This is a genomic window from Massilia sp. Root133 (assembly GCF_001426525.1).
Lineage (GTDB): Bacteria > Pseudomonadota > Gammaproteobacteria > Burkholderiales > Burkholderiaceae_D > Telluria > Telluria orientalis.
Window position 1 is genome coordinate 38796 of sequence record NZ_LMEW01000036.1, and the last position, 13843, is coordinate 52638.

A 13843-nucleotide genomic window follows, 5' to 3' on the forward strand; every position below is an offset into this window, starting at 1 on the left:
CTCCTCATTTCTTTGCTGCCGGTTTACGGTCGATGACGGTGCGGTTCGCCTTCGTCAGGTAGGTGGCGGCCACGCGCTGGAGGTCGGCGGACGTCACGCCCTCGATCCAGCCCGGCACCTTGTTGACGACGTTGGCGTCGCCCCACAGCGTCTGCAGCTTGGCGAGCATGTCGGCGCGCGACAGGATGTTTTCCAGGTCGTTGTTCCAGTCCGCGAGCATGCGGGTCTTCACGCGCTTCAGCGTGGCGGCATCGACGCCGTCCTTGACGACTTTCGCGATCTGCTCGTCCATCGCGGCCAGCATCGCGTCGGCGCTGCTGTTCGGCTTGTACAGGCCGAACACGGTGAACAGGGTAGGGCCGCCGTATTCGAACGGACCGGTGAGGCCAAAGCCGCCCTGGACGTTCAGCGCGATCTCGCGGCCCTTGACGAGATTCAGGTAGAACAGCGACGCGTCGCCGCCGGCCAGCAGTTCGGACAGCACGGCCATCGGCGCCTGGTCCGCGCTGCCCGGCGGCGGCACTTTCCAGCCGACGGCGACGGCCGGCACCTGCGCCAGCGCATCGCTTTGTTCGATGCGTTTTTCCTGTGTGTTCAGGCCTTCCGTGAAGTCGGAGCCTTTCGGCACGGGGCGGGCCGCGATGCCGCCGAAGTACTTCTGCGCGAGCGCGAAGGCCTGCGCGGGCGTGACGTCGCCGGCGATCGCCAGCACGGCGTTGTTCGGACCGTAGTAGTCGCGGTGGAAGGCGCGCACGTCGTCGAGGCTCGCGCCTTCGAGGTCCTCGAAGCTGCCGTAGCCGTCGTGGTTGTTCTCCCATTTCTGGAACGCGAGCTGGCTGATGTCGAGCCAGAAGAAGCCGCCGTACGGCTTGTTCTTGACGTTCACGCGGATCTCTTCCTTGACCACGTCCTGCTGGTTCTTCAGCGTGGCCGGGTTGAAGTCGAGCGTCTTCATGCGGTCGGCCTCGAGCCACAGGATCGGCTCGAGCGACGACACGGGCGCCGTCTCGATGTAGTTCGTGAAGTCGGGACGCGTGGAGCCGTTGTTGTTGCCGCCGCCGCCCGTGATGGCGCGGTCGAACACGCCCTTCGGCGCGTTCGGCGTGCCCTGGAACATCAGGTGCTCGAACAGGTGGGCGAAGCCCGTGCGGTTGCGCGGCTCGAGGCGCATGCCGACGTGGTACACGACGGATACGCCGACGGTCGGCGAACCATGGTCTTCGGAGACGACGACCGTCAGGCCGTTGTCGAGCTTCTTGACGTTGACCGGCAGGGTCCACTGGTCGCTGGTCGCCGCGAGCGAGGTCAGCGAGAGTGACAACCCGGCCAGCAGGGCGGGCAGGTAGCGCAGGCGCATTGATCACCTTTTATGAAGTTATGGGTCAGGGCATCGAATTTATCTTAACGCAACAAATGCAGGGCCGGCATGAAATGTTGATACATACATCGGCGACAAATGGTGACAAACGGTGACATTTGAAGGCAGCCCGGCGCGCGATAATGACCGGCTCGCCTATGCATGCCAGCCCGCCCCCATGTCGTTCAGGTGGTCATTTTTGCAGTTCGTCGCAATCCGCTGGGCCGGGCGGGGCCGTCCGTTTATCCTGTTTTCCATAAACACCAACCCTTACAAAACAAAAACAGGAATTCGGAGAATCGGATGAACAGGATTTTCTCGCTCGCCCCCGTCGGTGCCGCCCTGTGTGTCGCGCAGTTGTTCGTCCTTGGGCTCGCGCATGCCGCCCCGGACCTCGCGACCGAAACGCGGCCCGTCGATGCCCGCGTCGTACGGGTCAAGGTCGACGGCGCCGTCGACCTGAAGATCCGCCAGGGTGCCACGCCGGCCCTGACGCTCAAGGGCGAATCGCGCTACCTGGAGCGCACGATGACGTCGCAGAACGGCGATACGCTGAACATCGATACGGACATCCGCGGCCACGTGCGCACCGGCTCGCTCCATGCGGAACTCGTGCTGCCGGCGCTACGGGCGGTGACGTCCGAAAGCCTCGGGACGACGGACATTTCCGGCTTTTCCGGCGACGAGCTGGAACTGACCCTGGACGGCGCCGGCTCGATGAAGATCGCGGGCAGCTACCGCCTCGTGCGGGCAAGCCTGGGCGGCATCGGCAGCATGGAGATGCAGGGCCTGAACGGGGAGGGCGTCGAACTGAACCTGCAGGGTGCCGGATACATCTCGCTGGCGGGACGCGCGAAATGGCTGAAGGCCGACCTGGGCGGCCTGGGCAACCTGGACGCGCAGCAGTGTAACGCGGACTCCGTCGACATCGACCTGTCCGGCCTCGGCAACGCGCGCGTGACGGCGCGCCAGAACGCGAACCTGAATTTGTCCGGCATGGGTTCCGTCACGGTGTACGGCAAGCCCCAGAACCGCAAGGTCGCGGTCGACGGGCTGGGGAAAGTGAGCTGGAAGTAAAAGAAGATTTATCTCGAAACAAAAGAACAAAGAGGCGAGGCCTCACGAATCCGAACGAGACGATGAGAAAACTGACCGTTGCGATCCTGTTCGCGCTGGGCCTGCACGGTAGTGCGATGGCGGGCCTCGCGGAGGGCGCCAATGCCTACAATGCCCGCAACTATGCGCTGGCCCTGAAGGAAATCACACCGCTTGCCAAGGCCGGCAACGCGGACGCGGAGCATTTGCTGGGCCTGATGTACTACATGGGCCGCGGCGTGCCGCGCGACTACAAGCAGGCGTTCGCCTGGCACTACAAGGCGGCCGTGCAGGGCAAGGCCGACGCGCAATACGTGATCGGCGCCATGTACTACACGGGCAATGCCGTGCCCCAGGACCAGAAACTGGCCGTGCAGTGGTTCCGCAAGGCCGCCGAGCAGGGCCATCCGGACGCCCAGCACGCGCTCGCCCTGATGTACCGCTACCACGTGGCGGGCATGCCGCAAGACCTCGTCATCGCGTACATGCTGTGCAACCTGGCGGCCGCCAACGGCCACCGCAATGCCATCGAGCAGCGCGCTTCGCTCGTCAAGCAGATGAGCCAGGAACAGATCGACGAAGCGCAATCGATGTCGCGCAACTGGAAACCGGGCACGCCGCTGCCGACGCAATCGCACACGGGCAGCGGCGGTTCCTGAACAGTTTTGTTACCTTCAAATGTAAGGACGATGCCGACGCTGGTATGGGGCGTCGTCCTACGCGCGCATGGCCAAACCTTGGTGTCCCGCTCGCCTTTGCGGGACTACGATGAGAACCCCTCAAGCAGTTTTCACGAGCTGTACGACAACGCATCCATTGGAGGCAATCATGGCAAACCAAGGCAATAATCAGGGCGGCAACAAGGGCAACAACCAGAGCGGCGATACCAGCAACCGCGGTTTCGCATCGATGGACCCGCAGAAGCAGCGCGAAATCGCCTCGGAAGGCGGCAAGGCTGCGCACGCCTCGGGCAACGCCCACGAGTTCACGTCGGAAGAGGCACGCCGTGCCGGCTCGATGAGCCACAAGAACGACGGCGGCAGCCAGCAGAGCCAGGGTGGCGGCAGCCAGCAAAGCGGTAACAGCACCCGCGGCGGCACGCCCGAGCAGCACGCCAAGGCCGGCTCGCAGAGCCACAAGAATGACAAGAAGTAATGTGATGCGCTGAACGCCGCAGGCAGGCCGCGTGCGCCGGCGCCGCCGGCGAGTTCGCATGCTGCCTGGCCGTTCTATATCGCACACACAATGTTCACGACACCGCCAGCCCTTCGAGGCTGGCGGTGTCGTTTCATGCGTCCGTCCGGCTACTACACGATCTGTGAGTCGAGCAGTAAATTTACTACATTCTTCCATTAAATGAGCAGTTTCTTGCTCATTGTTAGCGATAGCAGCCATTTTCTGGCGCGGCATGCTTGGGTGATCGGGTCCGATGGGGTACCATTGCTCATCATTTAACTAGGTTATGCCATGCGTGCAATAGAAATCGTCCAACCCGGTGGGCCCGAGGTGCTTCAGCCTTGCGAGCGCCCCATGCCCGAGCTGAAGCCGGGTGAAATCCTCATCCGCGTCCACGCGGCCGGCGTCAACCGGCCCGACGTGTTCCAGCGGCTGGGCCAGTATCCCGTGCCGCCCGGCGCGTCCGACCTGCCCGGCCTCGAAGTGGCCGGCGAGATCGTCGACGGCGACCTGTCCGGCAGCGGGTTCGAGAAAGGCGACCTCGTCTGCGCCCTCGTGCAGGGCGGCGGCTATGCCGAGTACTGCGCGGCGCCGCTGGCGCAATGCCTGCCGGTGCCGCAAGGCTTGAGCGCACTCGAGGCGGCCGCGCTGCCGGAGACGTTCTTCACCGTGTGGAGCAACGTGTTCCAGCGCGGCGCGCTGGGCGAAGGGGAGACCCTGCTCGTCCAGGGCGGCAGCTCCGGTATCGGTACCACGGCGATCCAGCTGGCGAAGGCGCTGGGCCACCGCGTGTTCGCGACGGCGGGCAGCGCCGACAAATGCCGCGCGTGCGAGGACCTGGGCGCCGAGCGGGCGATCAACTACAAGACCGAGGACTTCGCGCCCATCGTCAAGGAACTGACGGGCGGGAAGGGCGTCGACGTCGTGCTCGACATGGTGGGCGGCGACTACGTGGCGCGCGAGGTGTCATGCCTGGCGGACGACGGCCGCATCGTCATCATCGCCCTGCTGGGCGGGGCGAAGGCGAACGTCGACCTGGGCCAGGTGCTGCGTCGCCGCCTGACGATCACGGGTTCCACCTTGCGTCCGCGCCCGGTCGCGTTCAAGGCGCGGATCGCGCGCGAACTGCGCGAGCGCGTGTGGCCGCTGCTGGCGGCCGGCCAGATCAAGCCCGTCATCTACAAGACGTTCCCGCTCGAGGAAGCCGCCGCCGCGCACACGCTGATGGAAAGCAGCGCGCACGTCGGCAAGATCATGCTGCGTGTCGCCGAACACTGATAAGACAATGAATAATCGACTGAACAACCATGCCCGGCCCGGTTTGACCGGCTTTTCAACGCCCGTTACAATAACGGGTTATTTGACCGTGAGGTTGTAATGCGTGCCAAGCTCATCGTAGGCAACTGGAAGATGAATGGCAGCCGCGCGGCCAATGAAGCTTTGCTGAAGGGGATCGTCGCCGGCCTCGACAATGCGCGTGCAGTGTGCGCTGTCTGCGTGCCGACACCATTCCTGCAGCAGTGCGAAGACGTGCTGACCGGTACGCCGGTCGCCTGGGGTGCGCAGGACGTGTCGATGCACGCGTTCGGCGCGTACACCGGCGAAGTGTGCGCGAAGATGCTGACCGAGTTCGGTTGCCGCTACGTGATCGTCGGCCATTCCGAGCGCCGCGCCTACCACCGCGAAGACAGCGCGCTGGTGGCGAAGAAGGCGCAGGCGGTACTGGCCGAAGGGATGACCCCGATCGTGTGCGTCGGCGAAACGCTGGAGCAGCGCGAGGCGGGCGAGACGGCGCAGGTGGTCGGCGCCCAGCTCGACGCGGTGCTGGAAGCGCTCGACGCGGCATCGGTGGGAAGAATCGTCGTGGCCTATGAGCCCGTGTGGGCCATCGGCTCCGGCAGGAACGCGACGCCGGCGATGGCGCAGGAAGTGCATGCGCAATTGCGCGCGCAACTGAAGGCGCGCAACGCGGAAGCGGCGGAAGTCGTGCCGATCCTGTACGGCGGCAGCATGAAGCCGGAGAATGCGAAGGAACTGCTGTCCCAGCCGGATATCGATGGCGGGCTGATCGGCGGCGCGGCCTTGAAGGCGGAAGATTTTCTTGCCATCATACACGCCGCCTGAATAGTGCCGGGTTGGAAATTCCATCCGGGCGATGAAGCAAAAACGTCGTTCCCGCCCTGGCCGGTCGCCTTGGCGGGAACCCAAGTTTCGGGCGCTGCCACGATGCTTGGAAAATTGGGTCCCAGCCTTCGCAGGGACGACGTGGTGCAAAGTTTTTGCAAACGTAGTCAACCTTGGAATGGAATAAACAATGAACGTGTTGTTCAATCTGATCGTCGTCGTACAGGTCATCTCCGCGCTGGCCATCATCGGTCTCGTGCTCGTCCAGCACGGCAAGGGTGCGGACATGGGCGCCGCCTTCGGTTCCGGCGCGTCCGGCAGCCTGTTCGGCGCCAGCGGTTCGTCGAACTTCCTGTCGAAATCGACGGCCGTCGCCGCCGCGATCTTCTTCGCGTCGACGCTGGGCCTGGCGTACTTCGGCACCAACCGTCCGCACGCGAGTGTCGGCGGCGGCGTGATGGAACGCGTGACGGTCCCGGCCGCCAAGGTTCCTGCCGGCGCAGGCGATGCCGTCCCGACGACCGCGCCGGCTCCGGCACCTGCTGCACCTGCACCGTCGGCCACGCAAGACGTGCCGGCGCCTGCACCGGCAGCCGCACCGGCTGCTCCGGCACCCGCGCCTGTCAAGTAATTTTGCGGCGCGGCCACTTCCTGCAAGCGCGAGCAGGGTGGTGTAACATTCTGCGGGCTTCGGTCCGCCAGCGCCGGCGACCGGACTCTCGACTCGGTTCGCCGTAAACACGGGTTTTAAAAAAGTTGAGAAAAAGAGTATTTTTTCTTGGTTTAGCGCAATTTGAGCATTGAAAAATGCTGCTAAGTCAGAGTAGAATACTGGTCTCCAGCCGACGTGGTGAAATTGGTAGACACGCTATCTTGAGGGGGTAGTGGCGCAAGCTGTGCGAGTTCGAGTCTCGCCGTCGGCACCAAGATACAAGAAGCCAGCTAGGGCGCATGAGCTTCCGCTCGTTAGCACTAGCTGGCTTTTTTACGAGGATCTGTCGGAGGCTTTGAAGAACCGTCCCCTGCGGCGGCCCTTCTGGCCCGAGAAGCCCGGTCGTACGAACGTGCGGCGAGCCTCGAAGGTCGGGATCGGCAACGCGGAACAGGTGATTGAGAGTCTCCAGTCGTACGATCCTGGTGTAGGCCAATAGCCAGGATTGCGCGATGCGGTACTGCAGCCCCTGCAGTGTTTTTTCAACCGATCGTTCAACTAAGGCTTCATCGTGAACCTCGAGAACTACTTCCCCGTCTTACTCTTCATCGTGATCGGCACCGTCGTCGGCGTCGCATCGCAGGTGTTGGGCCGTGTCGTCGGTCCGCATCGTCCCGACCCCGCCAAGCTCTCTCCGTATGAATGCGGCTTCGAAGCCTTCGAAGACGCGCGCATGAAGTTCGACGTCCGGTACTACCTGGTCGCGATCCTGTTTATTTTGTTTGATCTGGAAACGGCATTCTTCTTCCCTTGGGGCGTTTCGATGCGCGACCTGGGCCTGCCTGGATTCCTCACGATGATGGTGTTCATCGTCGAATTCATCGTCGGGTTCTGGTACATCTGGAAGAAAGGTGCCCTTGATTGGGAATAAGCCATGGCTATTGAAGGCGTTTTAAACGAAGGTTTTGTCACTACCACAGCCGACAAACTGATCAACTGGGCGCGTACCGGGTCGATGTGGCCCATGACGTTCGGCCTGGCATGCTGTGCGGTCGAGATGATGCACGCGGGTGCCGCGCGCTATGACCTCGACCGTTTCGGCGTTGTGTTCCGCCCGTCGCCGCGCCAGTCCGACGTGATGATCGTGGCCGGTACCCTGTGCAACAAGATGGCACCTGCGCTGCGCAAGGTGTACGACCAGATGGCCGAGCCGCGCTGGGTCATCTCGATGGGTTCGTGCGCCAACGGCGGCGGCTACTACCACTACTCGTACTCCGTCGTGCGCGGCTGCGACCGCATCGTGCCGGTCGACGTCTACGTCCCGGGCTGCCCGCCGACCGCCGAGGCCCTGTTGTACGGCATCATCCAGCTCCAGAATAAGATCCAGCGCACCAATACCATCGCGCGATAATCCAAGCCGGTTTCAACCATGACGACAAAAATCGAAGCCCTCGAACTCGCCCTGAAGAATGCTCTGGGCGAGGGCGCTGCCATTACCGTGGCGCTGGGCGAAGTAACGGTAGTGGTGAAGGCCAGTGACTACCTGGCCTCCATGCAAAAGCTGCGCGACGATCCCGCGCTGCGTTTCCAGGAACTCGTCGACCTGTGCGGCGTCGACTACCAGTCCTACGGCGAAGGCACGTGGGACGGTTTGCGTTTCGCGGTCGTGTCGCACCTGCTGTCGATCGAGCACAACTGGCGTGTGCGCGTCCGCGTGTTCTGCCCGGACGACGACATGCCGCTGGTCGACTCCGTCACGAGCGTCTGGCGCAACGCCAACTGGTTCGAGCGTGAAGCGTTCGACCTGTTCGGCATCCTGTTCGAGGGCCACGGCGACCTGCGCCGCATCCTCACCGACTACGGCTTCATCGGCCACCCGTTCCGCAAGGACTTCCCGATCTCGGGCTATGTCGAGATGCGTTACGACCCCGAGCAGAAACGCGTGATCTACCAACCCGTGACGATCGAGCCGCGCGAGAACATTCCGCGTGTGATCCGCGAAGAAACCTACGGGATGAAATAATGGCTGAGCTTAAGAATTACACCCTGAACTTTGGTCCGCAGCACCCGGCAGCGCACGGCGTGCTGCGTCTCGTGCTGGAACTGGACGGCGAGGTCATCCAGCGCGCCGACCCGCACATCGGCCTGCTGCACCGCGGCACCGAGAAGCTGGCCGAGACCCGCACCTACCTGCAGTCGGTGCCGTACATGGACCGCCTCGACTACGTCTCGATGATGTGCAACGAGCACGGCTACGTGCTGGCCATCGAGAAGCTGCTGGGCATCGACGTCCCGATCCGTGCGCAGTACATCCGCACGATGTTCGACGAGATCACCCGTATCCTGAACCACCTGATGTGGCTGGGCGCGCACGCGCTGGACATCGGTGCGATGGGCCCGTTCCTGTACGCGTTCCGCGACCGCGAAGACCTGTTCGACGTGTATGAAGCCGTGTCGGGCGCGCGCATGCACGCGGCCTACTACCGCCCGGGCGGCGTGTACCGCGACCTGCCGGACGTGATGCCGAAGCACCGCGAATCGCCGCTGCGCAGCAAGAAGGCCATCGACGAGCTGAACGAGACGCGCCACGGTTCCGTGCTGGACTTCATCGAGTCGTTCACGAAGCGCTTCGACGGCTATGTCGACGAATACGAGACCCTGCTGACCGACAACCGTATCTGGAAACAGCGTACCGTCGGCATCGGCGTGGTGACGCCGGAAGACGCGATGGGCATGGGCTTCTCGGGCCCGATGCTGCGCGGTTCGGGCATCGCCTGGGACCTGCGCAAGCTCCAGCCGTACGCCGCCTACGACAAGGTCGAATTCGACGTCCCGGTCGGCACCAATGGCGACTCGTACGACCGCTATCTGGTCCGCATCGAGGAAATGCGCCAGGCCAACCGCATCATCAAGCAGTGCGTCGCCTGGCTGAAGGCGAACCCGGGCCCGGTGATGACGAACAACCACAAGGTCGCCCCGCCGTCGCGCGTGGACATGAAGACCAACATGGAATCGCTGATCCACCACTTCAAGCTGTTCACCGAAGGCTTCCACGTCCCGCCGGGCGAAGCCTACGCAGCGGTCGAACATCCGAAGGGCGAGTTCGGCATTTATATCGTCTCGGACGGCGCCAACAAGCCGTACCGCCTGAAGATCCGCACCCCGGACTATGTCCACCTGCAATCGCTCGATGAAATGGCGCGCGGTCACATGATCGCCGACGCCGTCACCATCATCGGTACGCAGGACATCGTGTTCGGCTCGATCGACCGATAAGAAGGGTAGAAAAGATTATGTTATCTGAGCAGTGCTTGAAAAAAATCGACCGCGAGTTGGCCAAGTATCCGGCCGACCAGCGCCAGTCGGCCGTGATGGCCGCGCTGGCCCACGCGCAGGTCGAAAAGGGCTGGCTGTCGCCGGAAACGATGCAGGAAGTGGCCGACTACATCGGCATGCCCGCCATCGCCGTGCAGGAAGTCGCCACCTTCTACAACATGTACAACATCAAGCCGGTCGGCAAGCACAAGATCACCGTGTGCACCAACCTGCCGTGCGCCCTGTCGGGCGGCGAGCGTGCCGCCCAGCGCATCAAGGATGCCCTGGGCATCAATTTCCGCGACACGACCGAAGACGGCCAGTTCACCCTGCTGGAAGGCGAGTGCATGGGCGCCTGCGGCGACGCGCCGGTCATGCTGGTGAATAACCACCGCATGTGCTCGTTCATGTCGGACGAGAAGATCGACGCCCTGCTGGAGGAACTGAACAAATGACCAGCCTGCACGACCGCCACATCAATCCGCTGATCCTGAAGGATCTGAACGGCGACAACTGGCACCTGGAAGACTATGTCAAGCGCGGCGGCTATTCCGCGCTGCGCCGCATCCTGGAAGAGAAGATCACCCCCGAGGCGATCATCGCCGACCTCAAGACGTCCGGCCTGCGCGGCCGCGGCGGCGCGGGCTTCCCGACCGGCCTGAAGTGGAGCTTCATGCCGCGCCAGTTCCCGGGCCAGAAATATCTCGTCTGCAACACCGACGAAGGCGAACCGGGCACGTTCAAGGACCGCGACATCATCCGCTACAACCCGCACGCGCTGATCGAAGGCATGGCCATCGGTGCGTACGCGATGGGCATCACCGTGGGCTACAACTACATCCACGGCGAGATCTTCCAGGAATACCTGCGCTTCGAAGAGGCGCTGGAAGAGGCGCGCGCCGCCGGCTTCCTGGGCGACAAGATCATGGGTTCGGAGTTCTCGTTCCAGCTGCACGCGCACCACGGCTACGGCGCCTACATCTGCGGCGAAGAAACCGCGCTGCTGGAATCGCTGGAAGGCAAGAAGGGCCAGCCGCGCTTCAAGCCGCCGTTCCCGGCCTCGTTCGGCCTGTACGGCAAGCCGACCACGATCAACAACACGGAAACGTTCGCAGCCGTCCCGTTCATCCTGAACATGGGCGCCGCCGATTACATGGCGCTGGGCAAGCCGAACAACGGCGGCACGAAGATCTTCTCGATCTCCGGCGACGTCGAGCGTCCGGGCAACTACGAGGTCCCGCTGGGCACCCCGTTCGCCAAGCTGATGGAGCTGGCTGGCGGCATGCGTGGTGGCAAGAAGATCAAGGCCGTCATCCCGGGCGGTTCGTCGGCACCGGTGGTGCGCGGCGACGTCATGATGCAGACCGACCTGGACTACGACTCGATCGCCAAGGCCGGTTCGATGCTGGGTTCGGGCGCGGTGATCGTCATGGACGAGACCCGCTGCATGGTCAAGTCGCTGCTGCGCCTGTCCTACTTCTACTACGAGGAATCGTGCGGCCAGTGCACGCCGTGCCGTGAAGGTACGGGCTGGATGTACCGCATGGTCCACCGCATCGAACATGGCCAGGGTCGTCCGGAAGACATGGATATGCTGAACTCGATCGCCGACAACATCCAGGGCCGCACCATCTGCGCGCTGGGCGATGCCGCCGCGATGCCGGTTCGCGCCATGATCAAGAACTTCCGCGAAGAATTTGAATATCACGTCGAGCACAAGCACTGCCTGGTGCCGACTTACCTCTAAACCAGGTCAGGTAACGATCAAATGGTTGAAATCGAATTAGACGGCAAGAAAGTCGAAGTCCCACCAGGTTCGATGGTGATGGACGCCGCAAACAAACTGGGAACATACATCCCGCACTTCTGCTACCACAAGAAGCTGTCCATCGCGGCCAACTGCCGCATGTGCCTCGTGGAAGTGGAAAAAGCGCCGAAGCCGCTGCCTGCCTGCGCCACCCCGGTCTCGCCGGGCATGATCGTGCGCACGCACAGCGACAAGGCCGTGCAGGCGCAGAAATCCGTCATGGAATTCCTGCTGATTAACCACCCGCTGGATTGCCCGATCTGCGACCAGGGCGGCGAATGCCAGCTGCAGGATCTCGCAGTCGGCTACGGCAAGGGCGAGTCGCGCTACGCGGAAGAAAAGCGCGTGGTGGCACCGAAGGAAGCCGGTCCGCTGATCTCGATGGAAGAGATGACCCGCTGCATCCAGTGCACCCGCTGCGTGCGCTTCGGCCAGGAAGTGGCCGGCGTGATGGAATTCGGCATGCTGGGCCGCGGCGAGCACTCGGAAATCACGACGTTCGTCGGCAAGTCGGTCGACTCGGAAGTGTCGGGCAACATGATCGACCTGTGCCCGGTCGGCGCACTCACGTCGAAGCCGTTCCGCTATTCGGCACGTCCGTGGGAACTGCAGCGCCGCCGTTCGGTGTCGCCGCACGACTCGCTCGGTTCGAACCTGATCGTCCAGGTCAAGGGCGGCAAGGTGATGCGCGTGCTGCCGCTGGAAAACGAGAACATCAACGAGTGCTGGATCTCCGACAAGGACCGCTTCTCGTACGAAGCCCTCGACAACGCCTCGCGCCTCACGCAGCCGATGATCAAGCAGGACGGCAAGTGGATCGAGACCGATTGGCAGACGGCGCTGGAATACGTCGCCCACGGCCTGCGCAACATCCGCCACGAGCACGGCGCCGACAGCATCGCTGCGATCGGTACCGCGCACTCGACGGTCGAAGAACTGTTCCTGCTGCAGAAAGCCATGCGTGGCTTCGGCATCGAGAACGTCGACTTCCGCCTGCGCCAGACCGACTTCGCGCTGGACGGCAAAGTCGTCCCGCACCTGGGCATGCCGATCGCCGAACTGTCGACCCTGTCGCGCGTGCTGGTCGTCGGCTCGTTCCTGCGCAAGGACCACCCGCTGGCCGCGACGCGCCTGCGCGCCGCCGTCAAGTCGGGCGCCAAGCTGTCCATCGTCCACGGTTCGGCCGACGACAACCTGATCCCGACCGCGAACCGCATGATCGCCGCACCGAGCGACTGGCTGGCCGCGCTGACGGAAATCGCCGTCGCCGTCGCCGCTGCGAAAGGTGTCCAGGCGCCGGCCGGCTTCGAGGGAGTCTCCGCCGGCGACGCTGCGAAAGCCGTTGCCGCGACGCTGGTCGTGGAAAACGCCGCCGACCTGCCGGGCGCTGTCCTGCTGGGCAATGCCGCGATGTACCACCCGCAGGCATCGAAGCTGCACGCCGTCGCCGAGTGGATCGCCGCCGAGACGGGCGCCAAGTTCGGCTACTTCGTCGACGCCGCCAACACGGTCGGTGGCTACCTGGTCAATGCCACGTCGAAGAATGCCGCGAACCTGTTCGCACAGCCGAAGAAGGCCTACGTGCTGCTGAACGCCGAGCCGGAACTGGATGCCGCCAACCCGGCGCAAGCCGTCAAGGCCCTGCGTGGCGCCGAGATGGTCGTCGCGATGTCGGCCTTCAAGCACGGCACCGACTACGCCGACGTGCTGCTGCCGATCTCGCCGTTCAGCGAGACCGCCGGTACGTTCGTCAACTGCGAAGGCCGCGCACAGAGCTTCAACGGCACCGTCAAGCCGCTGGGTGAAACCCGTCCGGCGTGGAAAGTGCTGCGCGTGCTGGGCAACCTGCTGGGCCTGCAAGGCTTCGATTACGAGAACTCGGAAGCTATCCGCGACGAAGCGCTGGGCAAGGGCAACACCGACCTGTCCGCCAAGCTGAACAACGTCGCCAAGATCGCTCCGGCCGGCGCGTTCTTCGGCAATGGCGAGCAACTGGAACGCCTGGCCGATGTGCCGATCCACTTCGCCGACGCCGTCGCGCGCCGTTCCGAACCGCTGCTGCGCACGGCCGACGGCCAGGCGCCGCTGGCGACCATCTCGGCGGCACTGGCTGAAAAGCTGGGCGTCAACGCCGGCGACCAGGTCACGGTATCGCAAGGGCAGGGCAGTGTCGTCTTGAGCGCAAACATCGACGCACGCCTGCCGGCGAACGTCGTGCGCGTCGCGGCCGCCCACGAATCGACTTCGGTACTGGGCGACATGTTCGGTCCGATCAACGTAGCTAAAGCATAAAAGCAGGGGAGCCCAAGCAAAATGT

At 63.6% G+C, this 13843-nt stretch carries 14 protein-coding genes and 1 tRNA gene; 14 read left to right on the plus strand and 1 reads right to left on the minus strand.

Annotated features, from left to right (window positions below; genetic code table 11):
• Positions 1–4: 4 nt before the first annotated feature.
• Positions 5–1357, minus strand: coding sequence for a pitrilysin family protein (locus ASD28_RS29385; RefSeq protein WP_056137028.1), 1353 nt, complete (start codon positions 1355–1357; stop codon positions 5–7).
• Positions 1358–1660: 303 nt separating this feature from the next.
• Between ASD28_RS29385 and ASD28_RS29390 the strand changes: the two genes are divergently transcribed.
• From ASD28_RS29390 to nuoG, 14 genes are all read left to right on the plus strand, one after another.
• On the plus strand, positions 1661–2434 hold the full coding sequence (locus ASD28_RS29390; protein WP_056137030.1) for a GIN domain-containing protein: 774 nt from the start codon (positions 1661–1663) through the stop codon (positions 2432–2434).
• Positions 2435–2496: 62 nt separating this feature from the next.
• A complete protein-coding gene (locus tag ASD28_RS29395; RefSeq protein WP_056137032.1) occupies positions 2497–3111 on the plus strand; it encodes a tetratricopeptide repeat protein in 615 nt (204 codons plus the stop codon).
• A gap of 169 nt (positions 3112–3280) precedes the next feature.
• Positions 3281–3607: a KGG domain-containing protein gene (locus ASD28_RS29400; RefSeq protein ID WP_036230653.1), complete on the plus strand. Its 327-nt coding sequence runs from the start codon at positions 3281–3283 to the stop codon at positions 3605–3607.
• Positions 3608–3919: 312 nt separating this feature from the next.
• Complete coding sequence (locus tag ASD28_RS29405; RefSeq protein ID WP_056137034.1) at positions 3920–4906, plus strand: NAD(P)H-quinone oxidoreductase; 987 nt, start codon at positions 3920–3922, stop codon at positions 4904–4906.
• 99 nt (positions 4907–5005) lie between these two features.
• Positions 5006–5752 carry a triose-phosphate isomerase gene (gene tpiA, locus ASD28_RS29410; RefSeq protein WP_056137036.1) on the plus strand — a complete coding sequence of 249 codons (747 nt, stop codon included), beginning with the start codon at positions 5006–5008 and terminating at the stop codon, positions 5750–5752.
• Positions 5753–5942: 190 nt separating this feature from the next.
• On the plus strand, positions 5943–6383 hold the full coding sequence (gene secG / locus ASD28_RS29415) for a preprotein translocase subunit SecG (protein ID WP_056137038.1): 441 nt from the start codon (positions 5943–5945) through the stop codon (positions 6381–6383).
• A 210-nt stretch (positions 6384–6593) separates the two neighbouring features.
• Positions 6594–6678 (plus strand) — tRNA-Leu (locus ASD28_RS29420).
• Positions 6679–6975: 297 nt separating this feature from the next.
• Positions 6976–7335, plus strand: a complete 360-nt coding sequence (locus tag ASD28_RS29425) for an NADH-quinone oxidoreductase subunit A (protein WP_056137041.1) — start codon at positions 6976–6978, stop codon at positions 7333–7335.
• Between the two features lie 3 nt (positions 7336–7338).
• The gene (locus tag ASD28_RS29430) at positions 7339–7815 is read left to right on the plus strand and encodes an NADH-quinone oxidoreductase subunit B family protein (RefSeq protein WP_036230641.1); all 477 of its coding nucleotides are present in this window, start codon (positions 7339–7341) and stop codon (positions 7813–7815) included.
• An 18-nt stretch (positions 7816–7833) separates the two neighbouring features.
• Positions 7834–8427 (plus strand): NADH-quinone oxidoreductase subunit C, encoded by a 594-nt coding sequence (locus ASD28_RS29435; protein WP_056137042.1) that lies wholly within the window; start codon positions 7834–7836, stop codon positions 8425–8427.
• Complete coding sequence (locus ASD28_RS29440; RefSeq protein WP_056137044.1) at positions 8427–9680, plus strand: NADH-quinone oxidoreductase subunit D; 1254 nt, start codon at positions 8427–8429, stop codon at positions 9678–9680. Before ASD28_RS29435 ends, ASD28_RS29440 begins: the two co-directional genes overlap by 1 nt.
• Positions 9681–9697: 17 nt before the next feature.
• Entirely contained in the window at positions 9698–10174 is a 477-nt protein-coding gene (nuoE, locus tag ASD28_RS29445) for an NADH-quinone oxidoreductase subunit NuoE (protein WP_036230634.1), read from the plus strand.
• Positions 10171–11466, plus strand: coding sequence for an NADH-quinone oxidoreductase subunit NuoF (gene nuoF / locus ASD28_RS29450; protein WP_056137046.1), 1296 nt, complete (start codon positions 10171–10173; stop codon positions 11464–11466). Before nuoE ends, nuoF begins: the two co-directional genes overlap by 4 nt.
• Positions 11467–11487: 21 nt before the next feature.
• Positions 11488–13818 carry an NADH-quinone oxidoreductase subunit NuoG gene (gene nuoG / locus ASD28_RS29455; protein ID WP_056137049.1) on the plus strand — a complete coding sequence of 777 codons (2331 nt, stop codon included), beginning with the start codon at positions 11488–11490 and terminating at the stop codon, positions 13816–13818.
• Positions 13819–13843 lie beyond the last annotated feature (25 nt).